Genomic DNA, 23,908 nt, shown 5'->3' with positions numbered 1-23,908 from the left:
AAAGGCTTTGGTGGAAAATGAAGGGCCTAAAATCGGCAATTTCTGCACGGTCAAAACACGCAAGGCTTATCTTCGCCGCACTAAAAAAAAGCCCCCATATGAACCTACACGAATATCAGGCAAAAGAGCTGTTGAAAAAGTACAATGTGCCAGTGCAGGAAGGCATCGCCGTGGAGAGTGTGATGCATGCGGAAGAAGCCTACCGCCAGATTAAAACGCAAACAGGCAACAACTTTGCGGTGATAAAAGCGCAAATACATGCCGGTGGCCGTGGTAAAGGTAAAATTGAGGGTAGTGAGCAGCGTGGTGTAGCCGTAGCCAAAAGCCTCGATGATGTGACCAACATTGCCAAAAACATTTTGGGTCATACACTGGTAACGATTCAAACTGGCCCTGCTGGTAAAAAAGTAAATAAAGTATTGGTGGCTCAGGATGTTTACTATCCCGGACCCAATCCTGTAAAGGAATTCTACCTCTCTATTTTGCTCGACCGTGCCAAAGGCCAGAACGTGATTATGTACAGCACCGAAGGCGGTATGGACATTGAAGAGGTAGCACACAATACGCCTGAGAAAATTTTTAAAGAGTGGGTACATCCCGGTGGCGGTCTGCAAGGTTTTCAGGCACGTAAAATTGCCTTCAACCTTGGCTTGAGTGGTGATGCTTTTAAAAGCTGCGTAAAGTTTGTAACCAACTTGTACAATGCCTATGTGGCGCTGGATTGCGGCATGCTCGAAATCAACCCGCTGTTCAAAACCAGCGATGAAAAAATTATTGCAGTTGACTGTAAAATGAGTTTGGATGAAAATGCGCTGATGCGTCATCCTGACCTCGCTGCGCTGCGTGATGTAACCGAAGAAGATCCTACTGAAGTAGAAGCCGGTCAATACAACCTGAACTTTGTAAAGCTCGACGGCAACGTTGGCTGTATGGTTAACGGTGCCGGTTTGGCCATGGCTACCATGGATATGATTAAGCTGAGTGGTGGTGAGCCAGCCAACTTCCTGGATGTAGGCGGTAGCGCCAATGCACAAACTGTTGAAGCCGGTTTCCGCATTATTTTGAAAGACCCCAAAGTGAAAGCCATACTCATCAACATTTTTGGTGGTATTGTTCGTTGCGACCGTGTAGCACAAGGTGTAATTGATGCTTACAAAACCATTGGCGAAATCAACATTCCTATCATTGTTCGCCTGCAGGGTACCAATGCCGAAGAAGCCAAGAAGCTGATTGATGAAAGCGGCTTGCAGGTACAAAGTGCCATCCTCCTGAGCGAAGCTGCCGAGTTGGTAAACAAAGCAGTAGCCTAAAGTAAAGTCTTACTTGATATAAGAAAAGCCCCGCAAACATGTGGGGCTTTTCTATTGCTGTTATTCAAATTATTCAATTTTACAACCCTTACTTTTGAACTAAGCGTTTTACATGCAAACACTGTTACAAACACCGGGTAATTTTGCCACTACTGAACAAGGAGAACAACTTTTCTTTTCCGGCTATAGTTACTTAGGCATGGCATCGCACCCTGCATTTATGCAATGGGTAAAAGAAGGATTAGACAAGTACGGACTGATGCAACCCAGTGCCCGTATTTCAAACACTCCATTAAAAATATACAGTGAAGCAGAGGCGCAAATCAGTGATTGGTTAGCTGCTGCAGACACAGTATTATTTGCTGGTGGATTTGCAGCAGGACAAGCAGCAGTGCACTCTATTCAACAATTGAACTGTCCCATTTTTGCAGCACCCAATTGTCATCCCGCAGTATTAGCAGCAGGCATTCAATCAGCCACAACTTCATTTGAAACATGGAGTCAGCATGTAGTGGAGCAAATCAACAACCATACATACGAAGGGCCATATGCAATCATTGCAGATGCAGTGAACCCGTTAGCTCCCGTGGCATACGACTGGCAATTTTTATCTGCCATGCAAAAGCCATCGATCGTGTTGATTGATGATAGCCACGGCATTGGTATAACCGGAAACAATGGAAAAGGCGTAGCTTCTTTTTTGCCGCAAAAAGAGAACATCGAATGGATGATTTCTTTTTCCATGTCGAAAGCATTGGGTGTGCAGGCTGGTGCTGTTGCATGCAGCAATGCCAGCACCGCAGCTGCCTTGCGCAGCAATCCGTTTTACGCAGCCACTACTCCACCCATGCCTGCAGTGTTGCATGCATGGCAGCAAGCAACCACATTGTATGAAGCACAAAGAGTAAAGCTGCAACAGCATTACCATTGGATGAAAGAACAAGTACAGCACTCTACTTCTTTTGTATTGCATCCACAACTTCCCATTTTGTTTTTACCTACCGACATGGATGAGCATTGGTTTGCACAACACAACATCCTCATCTCCTCTTTTGCTTATCCAAATCCTGCTGGTAAGCCACTCAACCGTGCAGTATTTACAGCGGCGCATTCGCTGCAAGATGTGCAGCAATTAACCGCTGTATTAAGGGCATAAAAAAAGCGTTGAACCAGTCAACGCTTTTAAAATATCATCGAATCGATTAGTCGAGCAGAATAATTTTTGAGCCACCTTTTTCGCCATTCAACTCTACGAGTTCAATATCGAAAACGAGTTCTTTACCTGCCAGTGAATGGTTGGCATCCAACTTCACTACTTCGGTTTCAATAGCATGTACAATTACAGGAACAGGGCGGCCCATTTGGTCACGCAGCATCAGTTCCATACCAATTTCCAATTGCATTTCGGCAGGAATTTGCTCCTTCGGAAATTCAATTACATTTTCTTCGCTCCATTCGCCATAAGCTTCAGCAGCAGGAATATTAATGGTTTTTTTACCGCCGAGAGTCATGCCTTCTACGCCGGCATCAAACCCTTTGATCATTTGACCAGCGCCAACTGTAAACTCCAATGGTTCACGGCCTGCAGAAGAGTCAAACTGTTCGCCGCTGGTTAATGTACCGGTGTAGTGTACCTTCACCACATCGCCTTTTTTACTACAGACATCTTGTGAGATTTAATGAAGCTGCAAGGTAGTCTTTCAAATGGTGATAGCAAACCTAAAATTACGCAACTTGCAGACCTATGAGAAAACTGATTGCTCTTGCTACGACCTTTTTGATGCTGCTGTTGAGCGGCTTACAATTGGCTGCACAGCCAGTAAACAAACCTAAAACTGGCATTAAAACCGGTGCCGACCGTATGGATGTGTACCTGCCCCTGCTCAAAGGCAAGCGGGTGGCACTCTTTGCCAACCAAACTACGGTGGTGGGGCCCAACAAAGTGCATTTGGCTGATACCCTGCTGAAGCGGGGCGTACAACTCGTCAAAATCTTTTCACCCGAGCATGGTTTCAGAGGCACGGCCGATGCCGGCGAAAAAGTGGGCAACAGTGTTGACTCTGCTACGGGCATTCCAATTGTAAGCCTGTACGGCGGCAAGTATGCCCCCAGTGCCGATGAAATGAAAGATGTAGACATCATGATATTTGATGTGCAGGATGTGGGCATGCGTTACTATACATACATCTCTTCATTGGAAGATTATATGAATGCCTGCATTGAAAATGCAAAGCCCTTGTTGATTCTTGACCGACCCAACCCCAATGGTTTTTATGTAGATGGTCCTATTCTTGAAAAACCATTCAAGAGCCACGTTGGTATGCAACCCATTCCGATTGTGCATGGCCTTACCATTGGCGAATATGCACAAATGCTAGTAGGTGAAAAATGGCTTACCCCAAAAGCCAACAGCATGATGGAAACCTTTAAAAAAGCGGTGCCTACGAAGGACACACCCTTTCACATGCTGGTGATTAAATGTCAGAACTATACCCACAGCGATTACTACGAGCTGCCTGTTCGCCCCAGCCCCAACCTGCCCAACATGCAAAGTATTTTCCTGTATAGCAGCACCTGCTTTTTTGAAGGCACTGATGTGAGTTTGGGCCGTGGTACTACATTTCCGTTTCAAGTATTTGGTCACCCCACTATGCCAGACTCACTCTTTAGTTTTACTCCGGTAAGCATGTTTGGTGCCAAAACACCACCCCAGCAAAACAACCTGTGCTATGGCTTTGATTTGCGCAACGAGAAAATAGACATCACCAAGCCAAAGTGGAAACAAATACAGCTTCGTTATATTTTGGATGCCTACAAATTGTTTCCCAACAAAGACAGTTTCTTTTTACGTCCGAAAAAGAACAACCCCAACTGGCAAGATTACTTCTTCAATAAGCTGGCTGGCAACTATACTTTGATGTGGCAAATCATGAATGGTAAAACAGAAGCGGAAATCCGAAAGAGCTGGCAGCCCGGTTTGAAGCAATACAAAGCCACCCGTAAAAAATACTTGCTCTACAAAGATTTTGAATAGCACATTTGCAGCCGCAAAGGCAGAGGTTATGATAGAGAAAGCAACACCACGAATTGTATTTATGGGCACACCAGCGTTTGCAGTTGCATCGTTGGATGCTTTGCTGCAAGCGGGTTTCAACGTAGTGGCTGTAGTAACTGCACCAGACAAACCTGCCGGCCGTGGCATGAAGCTGACGGAAAGTGCCGTGAAGCAATATGCAGTGGCACATAGGCTGCCGGTGTTGCAACCAGAGAAGTTGAAGGCGCCTGAATTCATTGAAGCATTACAATCATTGCAAGCCGATTTGCAAGTGGTGGTGGCCTTTCGCATGTTGCCCGAAATAGTTTGGAACATGCCTCCGATGGGCACCATCAATGTGCATGGAAGTTTGCTGCCACAATATCGTGGTGCGGCACCCATCAATTGGGCTGTCATCAATGGTGAAAAAACAACCGGTGTAACGACCTTTAAATTGCAGCATGCTATCGACACAGGCAATATTCTGTTGCAAGCCAGCATGCCCATTGGTGACAATGAAACAGCAGGCGAAGTACACGACCGCATGAAAAATTTGGGCGCAGAGTTACTGGTAAAAACTGTAACCGGTTTGGTTGATGGCAGTATTCACGAACAACCACAACCTACAGATGAAGGTCAACTAAAACATGCACCGAAGATTTTTACCGAAACCTGTCAGATAGACTGGAATCATTCAGCAGCGTCCATTCATAATCAGATACGCGGCTTATCGCCTTTTCCCGGCGCCATTACACAACTGCATGGCAAAATGCTGAAAGTTTTTGAAAGCAGCTTCAGTACTGAAGCTCACCACCAAACTCCTGGCAGTATTGACAGCGATGGAAAAACTTATATCCGCTATGCAGCTATTGATGGTTGGGTAAACATATTGACGTTGCAAATGGAAGGAAAAAAACGCATGGCCGTAGCAGATTTCCTGCGGGGCTATCGCATGGATCAAGCCTGATTTATTGCTGGATGATAATGTCAAAATCATTTTCATCCCACACATCCAGCGCAGCACAGGCAGCACTGCTGAGTCGGGCCACAATGGATTCTCCTTTTTTAAATACCGGCATTTCGCCTATCACTTTCGCAAAAATCATTTGCTGATTTTTTTTGTTCGTCACTTTTACAACTGTGCCAATGGAAAACTGACTGCTGAGTATGTAAAATTTACCATCGTACCAACCAGCCATGCTTTTAAAGTAGCGGGCCTTGCCTTCTTTCATCGTGGAATCTGCGCCGGCAAATTCTGCAGCGTAAGCTCCGGCACCTGTATACACCGGCGGAAATTTCTTGGGCTCAATGTTGTGCGGAATATCCGTGGGTGTTTTTGCCTGTTCATGTGCCAAAATGGGCGACAATAAAGACAAAGGCATGAAACCCACAAATACAGGCTTGCCTTCCAACTCCAATTCATACGTTGGATTCAACGCCTTTAACACCCTCGGGTTGGCCTTCCCAAACAAAGGCGCCAGGTTTTGAAAATGATCTCCTTTTTGTGCCAGATAGTACAGCTCTACACAATGCTTATCGGCACAGCTATCGCTGAGCAAAGATTGAACAGTCAGGAAAATGGTATGCTGATGGTGGGCATGAGCAGTGTCAATTGGATTAAGCGCCGCATACTGCTCAGGCGACATGCCAAATGCAATCCGCAACGCTTCTGTATTGATGCTGCTGTCTGCCCGAAAAGCAATCACAGGCAAACCACTGCGCAGCAATACTTCGCGGTGCTGTGCTACAGATAGCTGGAGTCCCAGCAGTAACAGATATATAGCTACAAAAAATATTCTTTTCTTCATGGCTTGCAAAAATGTTGGTTTGCGATGAAAAGCTATGTGCATGTGCACAAACTGTGTTACATTCTCAATCGCCACTCTTTGGGATAGTAATTATTGCTACGGTTGCCCAAATGCTTTATCCAACCCAATGGCACTTGTTGAAAGCAAACCAAGTGCCAGCCTTTTTCAGCTTCTACCTCAATAGCTTCTTTACGCAAAAATTTTAACGCTTCGGACAATGATAATTCGATGCAACGAATGTTGCTGTTCATGCATTCGCTCATGGCCAATGCATGATCTGGTTGCAATTGCTGATGCATCATTTCACCCACACACACGCCGGCCTTCCGCACTTTTAAAGTGTTTTGTAACTGCGCAAATGTGTCAAATGTGTTTGCAGTCATTACATACCACACATCTTTGTGCATATACCATTGAAGATCCGCTTCTTCTTTTACCCAACGGGCAACGTCTGCTGGCGGTTGAGCAGCTTTGATGGTTCGGTAGGCTTTTTGCTTTGCGCTTGAAATGGTTATTGCTTCAGCCGCAGATTTTTTCTGAAAAACGGCCATAAAAAACCCTTCTCCTTTCACCAGATTTGGATAAAACCGATAACACGGATGATTCATTGTTTCACTCATGCTGGTTACAATGCCTGAAGATTCAGGAATAGTAACAAGCCAGCGATTCTACATCAAATTGCTGATGCACCCAATCTACCACCGCTTCATCTTCTTCTGGAGAAAAACTACAGGTGGTGTACATGAAAATTCCGCCCGGTGCCAATGCATTCCACGCATCGGCAATGATGCGTTGCTGTCGCTGCCAACACAAAGCCACATTGTCTTCGCTCCATTCCCGAATAGCTTCCGGGTCTCTTCTGAATAGTCCGCTACCAGAGCATGGTGCATCAATCAAAAGCACATCAAACAGTCCATCGAGTTGTCCAAAATCTTTCGGATCATTATTCGTCACCAACACATTGGCATTTCCCCAGCGGGTAATATTTTCCAGTAAAATATTAACGCGGCTGCTGATGACTTCATTCGTTACCAACACATCTTTTGGCTTCATCAACGACAGTAAGTGTGTTGATTTGCCGCCAGGTGCCGCACACAAATCCAATACTTTGACGGGCTGTTGTTGCGGCACATGCTGCCACGCAAGTTCAATGGCCATGCTGCTGGCTTCCTGCACATAGTAAGCACCAGCATGCCATAAAGGATCCAAACTAAATACAGGCCTTTCAGAAAGATACCTGCCTTGCTCAGCCCATAAAACAGGCGCAGCTATTGGCAAATGCTCCGTTTCTTCTGGCGTAATTTTCTTTGGATGCAACCGCACCGACACAGGTGGCTGCGCTGCTGCATGCACAGCTACAAAAGCTGGTTCGTCAAAACCAGGCGCAGCAGTCAGTTGTTTGAGTAAAGCAGCAGGTAGCGTCGGCATATTGTAAAAAAATGATAATGCAGCGAAATTATCTCAAATGACCTCTTACTTTGAAGTGGTTCCTGCATCTAAAGGAAAAAACCTATGGAAGGAGCAAATACAAATCAGTCGCAACAACAGAAGTATCAGGTCACCATTCACTTTCAGATGGATGAAGAATTTATGACGCTGGTTCCACCCCATCGTACCTATATCAATTACCTTATCAACAAAGGAATTGTAGATAGTTACACGGTGAGTTTGGAAAGTATGCGCAGCTGGATAGTGATGAGTGGAACTTCTAAAAAAGAAGTGTTGCAGATATTGGAAAAATCGCCCTTGGCAAAGTACTGGAGCATAGAGATTGATGAGCTGTATGTGGTTGATGGCCAACCGTATAGACTTCCTCAACTGCAACCGAATTAATTTTTTTGAGAAAGAAGAAAAAAAAATTTTGCAGATTAAATCCTACCCCTATTTTTGCACTCCCAAAACGATACAGGGGTATCAAAAAAGGGAGCATAGCTCAGCTGGTTTAGAGCATCTGCCTTACAAGCAGAGGGTCCGCGGTTCGAACCCGTGTGCTCCCACAAAGGTCGAAATACTGAAAAGTGTTTCGACCTTTTTCTTTGTTGCCACTGCACTCTACAATTTGTTTTATTCTGCCATTGTATCGTGACATAGATTACCTGCCAGCCTATTTCGATAAAATAGCTTTAGCCACAAACAAACCAACGTATGGCTTACTATTTCAGCACCGTGATTGAGGGTAAAACTTTTGAAGAAACAATAGCACTTACCACTGCCGCTCTCAAGCAAGAAGGATTTGGCATCATTACCAGCATCAATATGAAGGCTGCTATGCAGGAAAAATTAGGTAAGGAAATTTTACCCTATACCATTCTCGGCGCCTGCAATCCGGGGTTTGCATACGAAGCGCTGCAACACGAGCCACACATTGGTGTAATGCTGCCATGCAATGTTGTGGTACGAGCCTTGAATGAAATAGCAACCGAAGTTTTTGCAGTTGATCCTGTAGCATCTATGCAGGGCATTCAAAATCCGGCCCTTGGTACGATGGCTCAAACTGTGCAGTCAAAAATGGAGGCTGTGATTGCTGCGTTAAAATAGCCCTGTAGCCTTTGTTCAATTTGCTGTGCGTGGTTTGATGCAGAGTCCTGACATTTGCGCAGCATGGCTTTTCCTGAAGCAATACAAAAACTGGATGCCTACTGGCTGTACCTCGTCAACAGACGCTGGAGCAATCCTGTGTTTGATACTGTTGTACCATGGCTGCGGTACCAGGAAGTTTGGTATCCGTTCTATATTTTTCTCATCGCTTTTGCCCTTATTAATTTTGGAAAAAGAGGTGCCTGGTGGATAGCAGGCTTTATTGCTACCATCGGTCTTTCAGATACGGTGAGCAGTCGGTTAATTAAGCTGAGTGTTGAAAGATTACGCCCCTGTAACAACGTTGATGTATTGCAGTTTTTGCAGCTGCGGGTTACACACTGTTCGGGTGGTTACAGTTTTACATCCTCGCATGCAGCCAATCATTTTGCCATGGCTACTTTTATTGCCATTACATTACAACCCATTGTTGGTAACAAAATTAAATGGGTGTATGTATGGGCGGCTTCTATTGCCTATGCTCAGGTATATGTAGGCGTTCACTACCCGATTGATGTAATGGGTGGCACATTGGTCGGCATCGCCATCGGTTGGGTTACCGGCAACTATTTCAACAAAAAAATCGGTTTAAAGGGGTTGGGCACACATGCCTAATGCGGCACAGCCACAGGTACCAATCGGCCACCCTCCTCTGCCCCACGTTCGCCACTTTCGTGGTAAATGGCATCCTGGTTTACCTGCCAAACATCGTACAGATTTTCACCTGCCAAAATGTTTTTAACGGCCAGCATAGCAGTCATCATGCTATGGTCTTGGTTGTTGTATTTATGCATGCCATTGCGGCCCACCAATATCAAACCGGGATAGGCTTGCAAACCATCACGGATGATTTGCTGCTGTTGTAAATATTCCTGATTGTATACCGGATATGCTTTGGGCTGACGAACAACATACGCATCCAATACTTCTGACGCTTTACCCAAGCCAATGTGTTCCAATTCCTGCGCCGCCATTTGGCATAAATCTGCATCAGTGGCAGTCCACATACCATCTCCTTCAAAGCAGAAGTATTCTAAACCGTAGCAGACTTTATCTGCATCGGGCACCATGTAGGGGCTCCAACTTTTAAAGTGTTGAATGCGGCCTACTTTTACCGCAGGGTCGTGGATGTAAATCCAATTGTCGTTGAAGCGTTGCTGATCTTTTAAAATAAGTACCACCGTCAGAAAATCGCGGTACTGCAAGACCTTGGCCGCCTGCTGCATTGCTTTTGTAAAACATGAAGCAGGATGACCAATCACATCTTTAATGGCCGCTGTTGAAATCACATAATCGAAACCATCCATTTTCTGTCCATCATGCAGCAACAAAGACCAAGATGATTGATCGGCATTTAACTGCATGGTTTGAACGCCGGTATTCATGTGTACCTGTACGCCCAAAGCTTCGGCTTTTTGTTTGCAAACCGTCCACATTTGGCCGGGGCCAAACTTGGGATAACGAAACGCATCAATCAAGGTTTTGATAACGGTATCATTTCCTTTTTTCTTTTTGGGAGGAAACAAGGCATTGCGAATGGCCGCCATCAATGAAAGCCCCTGAATGCGTTGTGCCGCCCAGTCAGCAGAAATTTCGCTGCAAGGAATGCCCCACACTTTTTCAGTATAGGTTTTAAAAAAGAGTTGATACAAACGTTTGCCAAACTGGTTGCTCACCCAATCTTCAAAAGTTTTGGGATTGGCCACCGGAAACATTTTTGCCTGCAAATAACTCAACACACATCGGGCTGCTTCAATCACACCCAATTTGCGCAAAGCTTCTCCTGCGGCCAAAGGATACGCAAAAAATTGTTGGTTGAAAAAAATGCGGCTGCTGCGTGGTCTTTCCAGCATTTCATCGCCCAGTATTTCTGTCCAAAAATCTTCTACCTCTTTCGACTTGCTGAAAAAACGATGGCCGCCGATATCGAAATGAAAACCTTTGTACGACTCTGTTCTGGAAATACCTCCTACCAAAGTTGGATGAGCTTCAAAGACCTGCACATCAACGGTGCCGGCTTTTCCCAGCAAGTAGGCAGCAGTAAGGCCGGCTGGGCCAGCACCAATAATAGCAACAGATAAACGGCGGTTACTCACGGGGCAAATATAACCCCTGCAAGTAACCGCCGTTCAGCATTTCAGCAGATGCGCTTACATATCTGTAATAGGCTTGTATTTAGGCACCAGCGATTTCATCACCATCCAGCCTATGAGGTATGCCACAGCACAAAAACAGAAGATGATAAAATAACCCGCCGGCTTACCTTCAAATCCCAAAAACTGCAGGTTGGTTTCGCCAGCGTACACAAACAATTTACCAGCCGATTTTTGCAACAGCATAGAGCCGAGGCCACCGGCCATGCCACCAATACCTGTAACAGTAGCAATGGCTGATTTAGGAAACATATCACCTACGGTAGAAAAGATATTGGCCGACCATGACTGATGCGCTGCACCTCCCAAACCAATCATGATAACGGGCAACCATGGCGAAATAGTACCAAGCGGTTGCGCCAACAAAACCAGCAACGGAATGAATGCAAAAATGAGCATCGCTTTCATGCGGGCAGCATACGGATTCTGACCAGTATTACGGATGATAATTGAAGGCAGTTTGCCACCGTAAATTGACAACATGGTAATAGCATACAGCGTAAATACCAATGCGATACCCAATCCTTCAGATGTTTTGATACCAAACTGTGTGTTGAGGTAAGAAGGTGTCCAGAAAAGAAAAAACCACCAAACGCCATCCGTCATGAATTTGCCAAATGCAAACGACCATGTTTGTTTGTATTTGAAACAATCGGCTAAGGTTACTTTCTTTTTATTGGGGTCCTCGACTTTCTCAGCTTCACCGTTGGCATCTCTGTCAGATAAAATGTAGGCGAGTTCTTCTGCATTTACTTTCGGATGCTCTTCAGGCTTTTTATACATGAATACCCAAAAAGCCATCCAGATAAAACCCAATGCCCCAATGATGATAAACGCCATTTCCCAGCTGGTAGCTTTGGCCAAAGGCGGAATGCTCAATGGCGCCAGCAACGCTCCTACTGATGCACCGGCATTGAAAATACTGGTAGCAAATGCCCGGTCTTTTTTAGGAAAATACTCAGCGGTTACTTTAATGGCTGCAGGAAAATTACCTGCTTCGCCAATAGCCAGTACGATACGTGCCACTATGAATGCATACATGCTTACAGTAGAAATCACCACTGCTGTATCGCCTACTGCCTGAGTTAATTCTGCTGCAGTATGTAAGCCCACATATTGCTCGGTTACGATACCGCACAAGGCATGCATACAAGCACCAACAGACCACACGCCTATTGCCCACAGAAAGCCTTTCTTCGTGCCCATCCAGTCGATAAACCGACCGGCAAACAACATAGAAATGGCATACACAATGGAAAAGATGGAAGTGATGGTACCATAGTGGTCTTCATTCCAATGAAATTCAGGTTTGATGAATTCATCCCAGGTTAAAGACAACACCTGACGGTCGAGGTAATTAATAGTAGTGGCTACAAACAGGAGCGCAACTATACTCCATCTGTAATTCGACATTTTTCCATTGGCTTGAGCTTGCATATCGTTTGGCTTTTGTGGTTATTTCTTAGTGACTGCGGCAATAGTAGCCAAAACCTCAGCAGTAGTTTTTTCAATCGTTTCGTACTCTTTTGCTTCCATCAGTTTTTTACTGATGAGCTTGCTACCCATACCTACAGCACAAACACCGGCTTTAAACCAAGCTTCAATGTTTTCTTTGGTGGTATCTACACCACCGGTAGGCATGAACTTCAGTTTAGGAAAGATGTCTTTGATACTGCTCAAAAATTCGGGACCGAGCATGTTACCTGGAAACAGTTTGATGAAACCAATGCCTGCATTTTCTGCAGCAATAATTTCAGAAGGCGTCATACAACCGGGTGCATAAAAAATATCTTTTGACACACACAGTGCAGCTACATCTGGCACAAAGCCAGGGCTCACCAAAAAGTCGGCTCCAGCAGCCAAATAATCATTGGCCTGTTGCAAATTCTTAATGGTGCCCACACCCAGCAACAAACCGGGCATTTCAGCATTGCGTAATGCTACCATGCTTTTAAAATTGTGCAAAGCGGCATCGCCACGATTGGTGTATTCAATCGCTTTTACACCCGCTTTGTATACGGCTTTCAATATGTCGAGTGTTACCTGCTCATCGGCATTGAAATACAAAGGCAGCATGCCTTGTTCAATAATGGCAGTGGTTACTTCTTGTGTTGTTGGCATTGTTCAGATTTTTACTTTCACTACTATTTTCTTAATGTTTCCTTCCCCAATCATGGGTGCATGTACATCGTTGGGAAAAAACACAACAAACTGTCCATCGGTGAGTTGGAAATACATATCAGGTTGCTCGGTGTACAGTTGTACATCTTTCTCTGCATTGTAGCCGCCGTTTTCAACCACACATTTTTCCCGTGGTTTCCAACCAATGGTTTCAACACCGCGAATGCACACCTGAATATCGATGTACTGATTGTGGCATTCGAATTTCGCAACAGATGCTTCGGCGGTTTTACCTGCAGCATCCGAAATAATGCCTTTCAGCGCATCGCCATCTATTTCATATTTACCCGGTTCTATGGTAGCAAAATCAATGCTGCCAATCCAGGCAAATGCTTTTTCGAAAGAGGGATGCAGCAAAAAATATTTCGCTGCATTGCCCAAAGTATCTATGACCATGTGTATTGGTTTTAGCGTTGTACACGACCACTGCCGTCGCCTTTCATCAAATCTTTTACTTCACCCAAGGTAGCGTGGTTCAAATCGCCGGGGATGGTGTGTTTGATGGCAGATGCTGCAACACCAAACTCAGCCGCTTCGCCCATCGGCATGCCCGTTACCAAACCGTAAATCAAACCGCTGGCAAATGAGTCGCCGCTACCTACACGGTCTACAATACGAACATTGTATTTTTTGGTATGGTAAAAATCGGTGCCATTGTACACCAGTGCACTCCAGCCATTATCGCTGGCGCTATAACTCTCACGGAGTGATGATGCCACATATTTGAAACCAAACTTGGCTACCATTTGCTTCATGATATCCTGAAAGCCATCGAGGTGCAGTTCACCTTTGGTTACATCGGTATCACCGGGTTTGAAACCAAGCGTTGTTTCAGCATCTTCTTCATTGCCGATACAAACATCTACCCACTGGCAGAGATGGGTCATTACTTTTTGCGCCTTCTCTTTGCTCCACAATTTTTTGCGGTAGTTCAGATCGATGCTGGTTGTAATGCCTTTTGCTTTGGCAGCTTTCAAAGCAGCTTCCGTAAGTGCAGCCGCCTTATCGCTGAGGGCTGGTGTAATACCTGTGGTATGAAACCAATCAGCACCATCAAATATTTTATCCCAATCAAATTCGCTGGGGTCTACATCTGCAATGGATGCACCGGCACGGTCGTACACTACTTGAGAGGCACGCATAGATGCACCGGTTTCGAGAAAATAAATACCCAAACGATCTCCGCCACGGGCAACAAACTGAGTATCTACGCCATAACGACGAAGGTGATTGATGGCCGACTGACCAATGGGATTGTTAGGCACTTTGGTAACGAATGTACCATTCAAACCATAGTTGCACAATGCAGCAGCCACGTTGGCTTCGCCGCCACCATAGGTTACATCAAAAGAATCGGCCTGAACAAAACGCTTGAAATCTGGCGTTGACAAACGCAGCATAATTTCACCGAGCGTTACTACTTTTTTGGACATATCAAATTGGTTTTGTTATGAGCTAAATTGAAAATGGATTTATGAATTATTCTTATCAAACAATGCTTTTACCTGTTGTATGTATGCGACTGTGTTTTGGGTAGCGTCGCCCTTTTCGTGCAGTTTGGCATAAGCAGCAGCCGCAGCAAAACTGATCACTTCTTGCAAGTCATGCTTCGATTGCAATCCGTAAATGAGGCCTGCCATAAAACAATCTCCGCTACCTACTTTATCTACAATGGCATCGGTGGTGAATAGCGGACTAACAACTTGTGTACCCTTTGTATTGAGTGCTGCGTAATAACGAATGCTGCTAGCATCGGCATCAAAACGAAATGTGTTTGCTACAACAGTACAGTTTGAGTAAGCGTCAAACAATGCATTTGCGGTGATGCTGGCATGTGCCAGATAAGCCTCTTGTGTGGCTGCAGCAATAGTGTTAACGTCAACAGGTATGCCCAACAATGTTTCTGCAGCCCAAATATTTCCCATTAATACGTTGCAATACTTTACAAGTTGCGGCATTACCTCTATTGGCTGCTTGCCATACTTCCACAGCAATGAACGAAAATTCAAATCAATAGAGATAGTGATGTTGCGCTTAGCCGCTTCTTGCACAGCTTCCAGGCAGAGTGCCGCAGCTTGCTCGCTTACTGCTGGTGCTATGGCACTGAAATGAAACCAGTCAACATCCTGCAATATGTCATTCCATGGTACCACACCTGTGGCAAGGGTTGAAAAAGAAGAATACTTTCTGTCGAACACATTTTCATGGCTCTTCATATCAGCACCCTCTTTGAGGTAATACAAACCAATGCGTTCGCCGGAAAGAATGATGGGCGAAGTATCAATTTGTTTACTCTCCAAATAGGCAATGATGTCTTTGGTAATGATATTGTCGGGCAATGCTGTGCAATACTTCACCGGCATTAGCCAGGTGGCCAAAGCCGTGGCTACATTGAGCTCAGCACCACCTACAAATACGGGCAAATGGTGGGTACGCAGCCATTCACCACCATTAGCTGGCGGCAAACGCAGTAACAATTCACCAAAGCACAACACTTTTCCCATGACTTATTTCAATGTAGGAACCGGAGCCGGATCCATATCGGTATACACAAGGTTTTCGCCAGCCATGCCCCAAATAAAACCATAGTTGGTAGTGCCACAACCGTAGTGGGTACTCCATGGTGGAGAAATCACCGCTTCATTATTGGCCATTACCAAATGGCGTGTTTCCATGGGATTGCCCATGAAGTGAAACAGGCGCTGTCCTTCGGGCAAATCGAAATAGAGATACACTTCCATTCGCCGGGTATGTGTATGCGGGGGAATAGAATTCCACACACTTCCAGGGGCAAGCACCGTTAACCCCATCACCAGCTGACAACTCTTAATGCCATCGAGGTGAATGTATTTGTAGACAGTACGTTTGTTGGCTGTTTCAGCAGCACCTAACTCAACAGGCGCTGCCTGCTCTTTGGTAAACAATGTGTTGGGATAAACCGCATGTGCAGGTGCACTTAGTAAGTAAAAAATAGCCGGCGTTTTTTTAGAGGCTGATGCAAAACTTACCTTCTTTGTACCCTTGCCTAAATACAGGCACGATAGTTTTTCTAATTCGAACTTTTTGCCATCAGCTGTAACCGTTCCTTTACCGCCAATGTTGATGATGCCCAACTCTCTTCTTTCCAGAAAATAATCGGCACGAAGCTCAGGGTGATTGGGCAACGACAATGCTTTTGCCACAGGCATAGCTCCACCCACAATTACACGGTCGTAATGGGTATACACCAGCTTCAGCTGATCGGGAAGCATCAGGTTTTTCACCAGAAAATTATCGATGAGAGCCTGCGTATCGAAACCCTTTGTTTCCTGCGGACCAACAGCAAAGCGAATTTCCATGTCGCCGTCTTTGTAAGTATTGCTGTTGTAATCTTTCAACTGCTGCACAGGAGCAATTGCTTTTTTTGTAGCCATGAGATATCAATTAAAAAATAACGTTTGGAGATTGCTGCCCGACATATTATCGTGCCATCCATCCACCATCAACAAACAATACGGTGCCATTTACATAGTCTGATGCTGCTGATGCCAGAAAGGTAACCGGGCCTTTAAAATCGGCAGGTACACCCCAGCGGCCAACAGGTATGCGATCGAGGATAGACTTGCTGCGTTCCGGATCTTCGCGGAGCGCCTGTGTATTGTTGGTAGCAATGTAACCTGGTGCAATACCATTTACACACACACCTTTACTACCCCACTCATTGCCAAAGGCACGAACCAATCCTGCTACTGCAGATTTGCTGGCTGTGTAGCCGGGCACATTGATACCACCCTGGAAGCTCAACAATGAGCAAGTGAAAATGATTTTGCCACCACCTTTTTCAATCATGTGTTTTCCAAACTCACGACCCAAAATAAACTGCGCATTCAGGTTGATGTCAATCACTTTGTCCCAATATTCATCAGGATGTTCTGCGGCAGGTTTACGCATGATGATTCCGGCATTATTCACCAAAATATCAATGCGTTCGTTTTCGGCTTTCACTTTATTAATAAAAGCATACAACGCTTGTCTGTCAGAAATATCGACACGGTGGTAAGTAAAACTGCGGCCGGTTGCTTCGATAGCAGCTTTCACTTCGCTGTAATCTTCTACAATAGAAGCACCAACAATATTGGCGCCTGCTTCGGCTAATGCCAAAGCCATACCCATGCCAAGGCCAGTGTCACAACCTGTAACAACTGCAGTTTTGCCTGCCAAATTGAAGAGGTTCAAAGTTTCCATTTGTTGTAGTTTATTGAGGTTACCTGATGTTGCAGCTTGTGAATGCTACAGATTGAAATAATTTTTTGCGTTGCTATAGCAGATGTCTTGAACAATTTTACCCACCCATTGAATATCGTTGGGCAACTCACCTTTGTCAATTTCTTCGCCCATGATATTGCACAGCAAGCGACGGAAATATTCATGACGCGGAAAGCTGAGAAAACTACGGGAATCAGTCAGCATGCCCACAAACCTGCTCAGCAAACCCATGTTCGACAAAGCGTTGATTTGTTTGGTCATGCCATCTTTCTGGTCTAGGAACCACCACGCAGAACCCCACTGAATTTTACCAGCTACTGAGCCATCATTGAAGTTACCAATCATGGTAGCCATCAATTCATTATCGGCAGGATTGAGATTGTAAATAATTGTTTTTGCCAATTGGTCGTTATTGTCCAGTTTGTTGAGAAAGCGGGCCAATGCCACAGCTTGCGGAAAATCGCCGATGGAATCCCAACCGGTATCGGCACCCAACAAACGTAACCCACGTGTATTGTTGTTGCGCAATGCGCCCAGATGATACTGTTGAATCCATCCTTTCTCATGATCCCATTGTGCAAATACAACAAGCATGGCACTCATGAATTTCAATCGCTGTTCTTTGCTCAGCGTTTTGCCTGCACGTATTTCACTAAAGATGGCAATGATTTCAGCTGCTGTATACTCTTCAGCATAAATCTGTTCCAAACCATGATCAGATACTTTGCAACCATTGGCAGCAAAAAAATCGTGGCGGTTTTTCAACGCATCCAAAAACTGTGCATAGTTAACAATACTCATGCCTGCAGCGGCTTCCAGCTTATCTACATACGCATTAAAGGCTGCTGCATCATCTACCTGCATGGCTTTATCCGGACGGAAAGCCGGCAACACTTTCAAAGCAATACCTGAAGCAGCAATCTGCTGGTGAAACTCGAGTGAATCAATCGGATCATCCGTTGTACACAAGGTTTCTACATTCATTTGCGACAGCAAACCCTGCGTAGTAAATGCAGTCGTTTTGAGCATGGCACTCGTTTGCTCATAAATGCTTTTCGCAGATTGGCCATTCAGTAAATCATCTACGCCAAAGTAGCGGAGCAGTTCCAAATGTGTCCAGTGGTAGAGGGGATTGCGCAATGTATACGGCACTGTTTCTGCCCAAGCCTGAAACTTTGCTTCGTCTGATTGAGCACCGGTGCAATACGATTCGTGTACGCCATTGGTACGCATGGCCCGCCACTTGTAGTGGTCACCATACAACCAGGCTTGTGTTATATTTTCAAACTGATGATTGGCCGCAATTTGTGCAGGTGGCAGGTGATTGTGGTAATCAATAATCGGCATTTGCTTCGCAAAGTCGTGGTACAACTGAGCGGCGGTATCACCGTAGAGTAAAAAATTATCTGTGATAAAGGTTTTCATAGCAACCTGTTGTTTCACTGTCATATCAACACACTTAATTAATCTGTCAATTCATTATTGCATCAGAGCGACACGCCACGTTTCCATGGAATGAAATCATCCTGATTGAGCCGCACGGCATGAGGAATAACTTCGCCGCTGGCAGCTTTAATACAGTACTCCAAAATCTCAATGCCCATTTCCTCGATGTTTTTTTCACCATCAATAACCTGACCGCAATTGATATCAATAATGTCGGCCATGCGTTTGGCCAACTTGGTATTGGTGGCCAACTTAATGGTAGGACATACCGGATTGCCGGTTGGTGTTCCGAGGCCCGTCGTAAATAGAATGAGCGTTGCACCGCTGGCTGCTTTGCCCGTAGTAGCTTCTACATCATTGCCAGGTGTACACACCAGGCTCAAGCCTTGTTTGGTAGCAGGTTCTGTATAGTCCAACACATCAACCACCGGAGCGGTTCCACCTTTGCGGGCTGCACCTGCACTCTTCATTGCATCGGTAATCAGTCCGTCTTTAATGTTGCCGGGCGAAGGATTCATATGAAAACCAGAACCCACCGCTTCGGCTTGTGCGGCGTACGTATCCATGAGGTGGATGAATTTTTTAGCTTTGGCTTCATCCGCTGTACGGTCAATGAGTTCCTGCTCCACACCACAGAGCTCTGGAAATTCTGCCAGTAAAATTTTACCGCCGAGAGCAACTACCAAATCGGCAGTATAACCTACAGCAGGGTTAGCAGAAATACCACTGAAGCCATCGCTGCCACCACACTTCACACCAATGCTCAGCTTACTAAGTGGCGCCGGTGCACGTTTGCATTTGTTTATTTCTACAAGACCAGTAAATGTTTTTTGAATGGCCTGTGCAATAAAATCAGTTTCCAAACCACCGGCTTGCTGTTCCATTGTTACAATGGGTTTGTCAAAACCGGGATTGCGTTTTTTAATGCTGTCAATCATGTCGGGCAATTGCAAATGCTGACAACCCAAACTAAGAATGGTGATGCCACCCACATTCGGATGATCGGCATAGGCCGCCAACAAATTTTGCAGCACCACAGAATCTTCACGGGTGCCGCCACAACCGCCCTGGTGATTGAGAAACTTGATACCGTCTACATTTTCAAACACTCTTTTTGAAGCCGGAATGGCTGATGCTGAAAAAGCTACGTTGCTCAAATCTTCATTCTGTTCTATGGCTGCAGCAAGTGCTTGTGCATATGCTCTGTATTTGTCTGTAACGGCATAGCCAAGTGTATTGTGCAATGCTTCTTTAATTACATCCAGATTGCGGTTTTCACAAAACACCGTTGGAATAAACAACCAGTAATTAGCCGTGCCCACTTCACCATTCGAACGGTGATAGCCGTTGAAAGTACGGTTGGCAAAAGCACTTACATCGGGTGCATTCCAAGTGTATTCGGCACCACGATAAGCATATCTTTCTGATGCATGTTTCAGGTTTTCTGTTGACAAACGGCTACCAGCTTTTACATCATATTGCACTTTGCCCACCAATACACCATACATCGTAATGGATTCACCGGCAGCCATATCTTGTTCAAAAAACTTTGTGTTTGGCGTCAATGTTTTCAACCAATGTCAATGGTCCTTGCGGCAACTGCACAACTGTTCCTGCAGGCAAGTCTACCAAGGCTACCCACACATTATCTGCCGGATGTATTTTCAAAAATTGATTCATCTGCTTGTATTCTTCAATGATTAATAGTTAGCGTTCAACACTTCACGGGCACCCACTTGTTGAAGTTGTTGCAATTGCGCAGTTACCCCTGCCACAAAGCCGGGCCACTCCCGCAGGTCTTCGCCCCAAATTTGTGATTGTGCACACACATGGGTTACAGCTGTGGCTGCATCTCCTGTTTGCCATGCAGCACTAATAGCCTTTATGTGGATGTCTTCAAAAGCATAAGCTTGTCCGTTGGCTTCCCCTATGTATTGGCCGTTACGGTCATTGCGGGCATTCATAAACAGTACATATGCTGCAAATCCCAATTGCATGTCAGCAGTAACTGCTCCAAGTGCTGCCAGCTGGCGCTTCATCAATGGTACATTCCGGGTTCGCATTTTTTCGGTGTACTGAAAAGTAATGCTCAACCATTTGTGATTGATGTACGGATTAGCAAAACGATCGAGCACCGCTGAGGCAAACACTGTTGCTTCTTCCGTAGAAATTTCTGAAGACTGCACTGCCGGAACTATGGATTGCAACATGAGGCGTTTGATGTAAGCAAAAAAAGCAGCATCTGCCATGGCTTCTTTTACCGTTGTAAAGCCCGCCAAATGTGCCAGGCCACAGCTAAAAGTGTGGGTGCCATTCAGCAGTCGCAATTTCAATTCTACATACTTATTGATACTGGGGGCAAGCACCATGCCGCTATTGGCTTGTGCAAAAGACAGCTTTGCAGCTACTGTGGCATCAGCACATTCGATAGCCCACAATGCATAAGGTTCACTCATAATCATCCAGCTATCGTCATAGCCAAGTGATGCGGCAACAACCTCGTACTCAGCAGCAGGAAGTTTGCCGGGTACAATTCTATCTACGAGTGTATTGCAAAAATGATTGGCCGTTGCTACCCAGTTAATGAATGCTTCGGGCAGCGAAAATTGTTTGGCCAGCCCCAGTACCATTTCTTTCAGCAAAGCGCCGTTGTTGGTAATGAGTTCTGCAGGTAAAATCACAAACCCTTTATCGGCAGCGCCATTAAAGTGCTGAAAACGTTGATACAAAACGGCGGTCAGTTTGGCCGGAAATGAAACGGGCACTGCTGCATCTTTTGAATCATTGGCATCCGTCTTAAAACCAACTTCTGTGACGTTGGAAATAATTATCTCGATGTCAGGATTGGTTGCTGCGGCCAATACTTCCTGCCAATGATCGGCGGCAGAAATAATGCGGCTGATGGAAGCATTGACCATCAATTCTTCCACCGGTTGCTGATTTACCAAACCACGAATTACATGCGTGTAGAGCATGTCCTGTGTTGCAAAATCAGCGAGATCATTACCGCCGGCAGTAGATTTTACCACTACTATCCGACCATTAAAAATGCCTTGTCGGTTTGCTTCATCAATAAAATAATCTGGCAATCCACGCAGCAGCACACCAGTGCCAAACTGCAATACTTTTTCGGGTAAAGTATGGTGCTGTGCTGCTGGCAGTTTTACCGGCTTTTGTTGCAACGAAGGCAATACAGCGTTTGATAGTTTCATGTTGTGTTCTTTCTATTCGGCACGATGGTTTCGCACCTCTCTGTTATTGTTGTGCGGTCAGCAGCCACTTGGCCAATTGCTGTGCCGCAAGAAAATTCTGGTATTCAGCAGGCAGTTTACGACCATCTACATATTCGTTGTACAACCATGGGTCTCCAACTGCTATAACCTTTCCCTTACCGTATTTGGCCGTTGCCAGCAAAACTTCTCCATCTTTTACAATCAAAGGCTTTGCTGGTGCTTTTACTGTAATGGTGCTGATTTCTTTGAGGTACATTTTGTAATCACCTTTGTAAACGGCATTGTTGCCGCTCATTACCAGGCCTTGTTCATATTGATCATTTTTCACCATGTTACGGCTATCGTTGGTAAAGCTCATACCAAACATACCCGCCAACAAATTGAAATGAGATAAATCGCAATTGAAGCTATCGTTGGCCATGAGCAGCAATGTGCCACCGTTACGTACCCAATCAGCAATCACTTTGGCAGAAGCCTTATCCATATAATTGGGATTGGCCTTGTCTCTGCTATGGTCGGGATCAACAATAATGTACACACTGGCAGCTTTCAAATTCGCTGCTGTGGGTGCCACATCCAAATTGCTCAGTTGGGCGCCATACTTTTCAAACTGCTGACCGAATGCATAAAAACCCGGATGTGATTTTTCTTCCCAGGTATAGTGAAAGAAATCTTTGCGGCCCGGTACTACTTCCCGTTGTTCGCTATTGAAAAAACGATCGAGTAACACAAGTTTTCCTTTGGCTACTTTTTGTGTGGGCAGCAAATCCATTTCTGCAGCACAAAGCAGCAACGCCCCCAATCCCTTCGGATCGTTGACAATTACTTTTTCACTCATGTAATACTTGAAACTTCCATCACGGTATGGATTGCCACCCAGGCCTGACACACTCACGGTGCCATGCAAATCAGGAATACCATTGGTATGCTTCACAAATTCTTTTTGTATGCCGGCGTATCCACGGGTGGCATTGGCGGCATATGTAGCAGGAATATATCCTTTGCGAACTGCTTTGGCAATCGTATAAACAAGCATACAAGAAGCCGAAGCTTCCTTGTAGTTTCCGGCAGCTTTCGGCATATCCACAATATCATACCAAACGCCACTTTGTGCATCCTGCACTGTGGTGACTGCTTTTACAAAACGATTGAGAATGGCAATGATTTTCGCCCTGCCCGGATGCTTGGCCGGCAAATAATCCAGCACATCCACCATGGCCATGCCGTACCAACCCAATGCCCTGCCCCAAAAATGTGGCGATGTGCCGGTTGTTTTATTGGCCCACTGTTGTTGCTTAGATTCATCCCAACCATGATAAAGCAACCCTGTTTTCTTATCACGGGCATGTTGCTCTATCCACACAAACTGATTACTGATGTCGGTGAATGCAGCCGTATCTCCTGCCAGCAATGCGTATTGCGCATAAAAGGGCTGCCCCATGTACAAGCCATCAAGCCACATTTGATACGGATAAATTTTCTTGTGCCAAAAACCACCTTCGTTGGTACGAGGATGAGTGATGAGCTGGTCTCTCAAATGTGTGGCAGCCGTCCAGTATTTTTTATTGCCCGTTACCTGATACAGCAGCAATAAATTCTTGCCATTGTTGAGATGGTCAATATTGTATTCGTCTTTTTTATATCCGCGAATGCTGCCGTCATTTCGCACATACTGATCCATACTGTGCTGTATGTACTGAAACAACCGTGCATCGCCATTGCCATACCAAATATGCTCAATGCCTTTTAGTATCACGCCCTGATCGTAGCGCCATTTGGCTTCTTTATCGCCTTCCAGCAAAAAGAATCAGGCCAGATATTCATCACCCGTTGTGCCATAGCTGCGGCAAAAGAGGGAGAAGATTGCTGGCTGTGCAAACTTGTTTGCCATAGCAAACCCAACGTACAAAACAGAAAGATT

General features: G+C 45.3%; 24 protein-coding genes and 1 tRNA gene. 8 read left to right on the top strand and 17 right to left on the bottom strand.

Features of this window, described 5'->3' with window-relative positions; all coding sequences use genetic code 11:
- Positions 1–98: 98 nt before the first annotated feature.
- Both sucC and GLV81_RS08550 read left to right on the top strand, forming a co-directional pair.
- Positions 99–1,310: an ADP-forming succinate--CoA ligase subunit beta gene (gene sucC, locus GLV81_RS08555; protein WP_157478496.1), complete on the top strand. Its 1,212-nt coding sequence runs from the start codon at positions 99–101 to the stop codon at positions 1,308–1,310.
- Positions 1,311–1,422: 112 nt separating this feature from the next.
- Positions 1,423–2,466, top strand: a complete 1,044-nt coding sequence (locus GLV81_RS08550) for an aminotransferase class I/II-fold pyridoxal phosphate-dependent enzyme (RefSeq protein WP_157478495.1) — start codon at positions 1,423–1,425, stop codon at positions 2,464–2,466.
- 46 nt (positions 2,467–2,512) lie between these two features.
- On the opposite strand, the gene GLV81_RS08545 is transcribed toward GLV81_RS08550, so the two are convergent.
- Positions 2,513–2,986, bottom strand: coding sequence for an FKBP-type peptidyl-prolyl cis-trans isomerase (locus GLV81_RS08545; protein ID WP_157478494.1), 474 nt, complete (start codon positions 2,984–2,986; stop codon positions 2,513–2,515).
- 68 nt (positions 2,987–3,054) lie between these two features.
- On the opposite strand from GLV81_RS08545, the gene GLV81_RS08540 reads away from it, so the two are divergent.
- Together GLV81_RS08540 and fmt are read left to right on the top strand one after the other, a co-directional pair.
- Positions 3,055–4,344 (top strand): exo-beta-N-acetylmuramidase NamZ family protein, encoded by a 1,290-nt coding sequence (locus tag GLV81_RS08540; protein WP_157478493.1) that lies wholly within the window; start codon positions 3,055–3,057, stop codon positions 4,342–4,344.
- 28 nt (positions 4,345–4,372) lie between these two features.
- Complete coding sequence (fmt, locus tag GLV81_RS08535; RefSeq protein ID WP_246186331.1) at positions 4,373–5,311, top strand: methionyl-tRNA formyltransferase; 939 nt, start codon at positions 4,373–4,375, stop codon at positions 5,309–5,311.
- Between the two features lies 1 nt (position 5,312).
- On the opposite strand, the gene GLV81_RS08530 is transcribed toward fmt, so the two are convergent.
- The 3 genes from GLV81_RS08530 to GLV81_RS08520 are packed head-to-tail and all read right to left on the bottom strand — an operon-like array spanning position 5,313 to position 7,580.
- Positions 5,313–6,152 carry a hypothetical protein gene (locus GLV81_RS08530; RefSeq protein WP_157478492.1) on the bottom strand — a complete coding sequence of 280 codons (840 nt, stop codon included), beginning with the start codon at positions 6,150–6,152 and terminating at the stop codon, positions 5,313–5,315.
- Positions 6,153–6,208: 56 nt separating this feature from the next.
- On the bottom strand, positions 6,209–6,772 hold the full coding sequence (locus tag GLV81_RS08525; RefSeq protein ID WP_157478491.1) for a methyltransferase RsmF C-terminal domain-like protein: 564 nt from the start codon (positions 6,770–6,772) through the stop codon (positions 6,209–6,211).
- A gap of 22 nt (positions 6,773–6,794) precedes the next feature.
- The gene (locus GLV81_RS08520) at positions 6,795–7,580 is read right to left on the bottom strand and encodes an RsmB/NOP family class I SAM-dependent RNA methyltransferase (RefSeq protein ID WP_157478490.1); all 786 of its coding nucleotides are present in this window, start codon (positions 7,578–7,580) and stop codon (positions 6,795–6,797) included.
- An 84-nt stretch (positions 7,581–7,664) separates the two neighbouring features.
- Here GLV81_RS08520 and GLV81_RS08515 point away from each other — a divergent pair, with 84 nt between their 5' ends.
- The 4 genes from GLV81_RS08515 to GLV81_RS08500 all read left to right on the top strand — a co-directional run bounded on the left by GLV81_RS08515 (position 7,665) and on the right by GLV81_RS08500 (position 9,344).
- Positions 7,665–7,985, top strand: a complete 321-nt coding sequence (locus tag GLV81_RS08515; protein WP_157478489.1) for a hypothetical protein — start codon at positions 7,665–7,667, stop codon at positions 7,983–7,985.
- Between the two features lie 89 nt (positions 7,986–8,074).
- Positions 8,075–8,149: transfer RNA gene (locus GLV81_RS08510), tRNA-Val, on the top strand.
- 148 nt (positions 8,150–8,297) lie between these two features.
- The gene (locus GLV81_RS08505; protein WP_157478488.1) at positions 8,298–8,690 is read left to right on the top strand and encodes a DUF302 domain-containing protein; all 393 of its coding nucleotides are present in this window, start codon (positions 8,298–8,300) and stop codon (positions 8,688–8,690) included.
- A 63-nt stretch (positions 8,691–8,753) separates the two neighbouring features.
- Entirely contained in the window at positions 8,754–9,344 is a 591-nt protein-coding gene (locus GLV81_RS08500) for a phosphatase PAP2 family protein (protein ID WP_157478487.1), read from the top strand.
- Here the strand turns inward: GLV81_RS08500 and GLV81_RS08495 are convergent.
- From GLV81_RS08495 to GLV81_RS08440, 13 genes are all read right to left on the bottom strand, one after another.
- The gene (locus tag GLV81_RS08495; protein ID WP_157478486.1) at positions 9,341–10,825 is read right to left on the bottom strand and encodes an NAD(P)/FAD-dependent oxidoreductase; all 1,485 of its coding nucleotides are present in this window, start codon (positions 10,823–10,825) and stop codon (positions 9,341–9,343) included. The two genes, GLV81_RS08500 and GLV81_RS08495, sit on opposite strands and share 4 nt — an antisense overlap.
- A gap of 54 nt (positions 10,826–10,879) precedes the next feature.
- Entirely contained in the window at positions 10,880–12,319 is a 1,440-nt protein-coding gene (locus tag GLV81_RS08490; RefSeq protein WP_157478485.1) for an MFS transporter, read from the bottom strand.
- An 18-nt stretch (positions 12,320–12,337) separates the two neighbouring features.
- A complete protein-coding gene (locus tag GLV81_RS08485; RefSeq protein ID WP_157478484.1) occupies positions 12,338–13,003 on the bottom strand; it encodes a beta/alpha barrel domain-containing protein in 666 nt (221 codons plus the stop codon).
- 3 nt (positions 13,004–13,006) lie between these two features.
- Entirely contained in the window at positions 13,007–13,459 is a 453-nt protein-coding gene (locus tag GLV81_RS08480) for a NanQ anomerase/TabA/YiaL family protein (RefSeq protein WP_157478483.1), read from the bottom strand.
- Positions 13,460–13,470: 11 nt separating this feature from the next.
- Positions 13,471–14,496 (bottom strand): sugar kinase, encoded by a 1,026-nt coding sequence (locus GLV81_RS08475; protein ID WP_157478482.1) that lies wholly within the window; start codon positions 14,494–14,496, stop codon positions 13,471–13,473.
- A 39-nt stretch (positions 14,497–14,535) separates the two neighbouring features.
- Positions 14,536–15,567: a sugar kinase gene (locus tag GLV81_RS08470; RefSeq protein WP_157478481.1), complete on the bottom strand. Its 1,032-nt coding sequence runs from the start codon at positions 15,565–15,567 to the stop codon at positions 14,536–14,538.
- A 3-nt stretch (positions 15,568–15,570) separates the two neighbouring features.
- Positions 15,571–16,476, bottom strand: coding sequence for a 5-dehydro-4-deoxy-D-glucuronate isomerase (gene kduI / locus GLV81_RS08465; protein ID WP_246186330.1), 906 nt, complete (start codon positions 16,474–16,476; stop codon positions 15,571–15,573).
- 46 nt (positions 16,477–16,522) lie between these two features.
- Positions 16,523–17,287, bottom strand: coding sequence for a 2-dehydro-3-deoxy-D-gluconate 5-dehydrogenase KduD (kduD, locus tag GLV81_RS08460; protein WP_157478480.1), 765 nt, complete (start codon positions 17,285–17,287; stop codon positions 16,523–16,525).
- A 45-nt stretch (positions 17,288–17,332) separates the two neighbouring features.
- On the bottom strand, positions 17,333–18,733 hold the full coding sequence (gene uxaC, locus GLV81_RS08455; RefSeq protein ID WP_157478479.1) for a glucuronate isomerase: 1,401 nt from the start codon (positions 18,731–18,733) through the stop codon (positions 17,333–17,335).
- A gap of 62 nt (positions 18,734–18,795) precedes the next feature.
- Positions 18,796–20,286, bottom strand: coding sequence for a UxaA family hydrolase (locus tag GLV81_RS08450; protein WP_246186329.1), 1,491 nt, complete (start codon positions 20,284–20,286; stop codon positions 18,796–18,798).
- Positions 20,287–20,293: 7 nt separating this feature from the next.
- Positions 20,294–20,434: a hypothetical protein gene (locus GLV81_RS20200; protein ID WP_246186328.1), complete on the bottom strand. Its 141-nt coding sequence runs from the start codon at positions 20,432–20,434 to the stop codon at positions 20,294–20,296.
- Positions 20,435–20,454: 20 nt separating this feature from the next.
- Positions 20,455–21,966 (bottom strand): tagaturonate reductase, encoded by a 1,512-nt coding sequence (locus GLV81_RS08445; RefSeq protein WP_157478478.1) that lies wholly within the window; start codon positions 21,964–21,966, stop codon positions 20,455–20,457.
- 43 nt (positions 21,967–22,009) lie between these two features.
- Positions 22,010–23,788, bottom strand: coding sequence for a glycoside hydrolase family 88 protein (locus tag GLV81_RS08440; protein WP_246186327.1), 1,779 nt, complete (start codon positions 23,786–23,788; stop codon positions 22,010–22,012).
- Positions 23,789–23,908: the final 120 nt, after the last annotated feature.

This window comes from Phnomibacter ginsenosidimutans, from assembly GCF_009740285.1.
Taxonomy (GTDB): domain Bacteria; phylum Bacteroidota; class Bacteroidia; order Chitinophagales; family Chitinophagaceae; genus Phnomibacter; species Phnomibacter ginsenosidimutans.
Note: the sequence above shows the minus strand (reverse complement) of the source record. Positions and strands in the feature narration are given on the sequence as shown.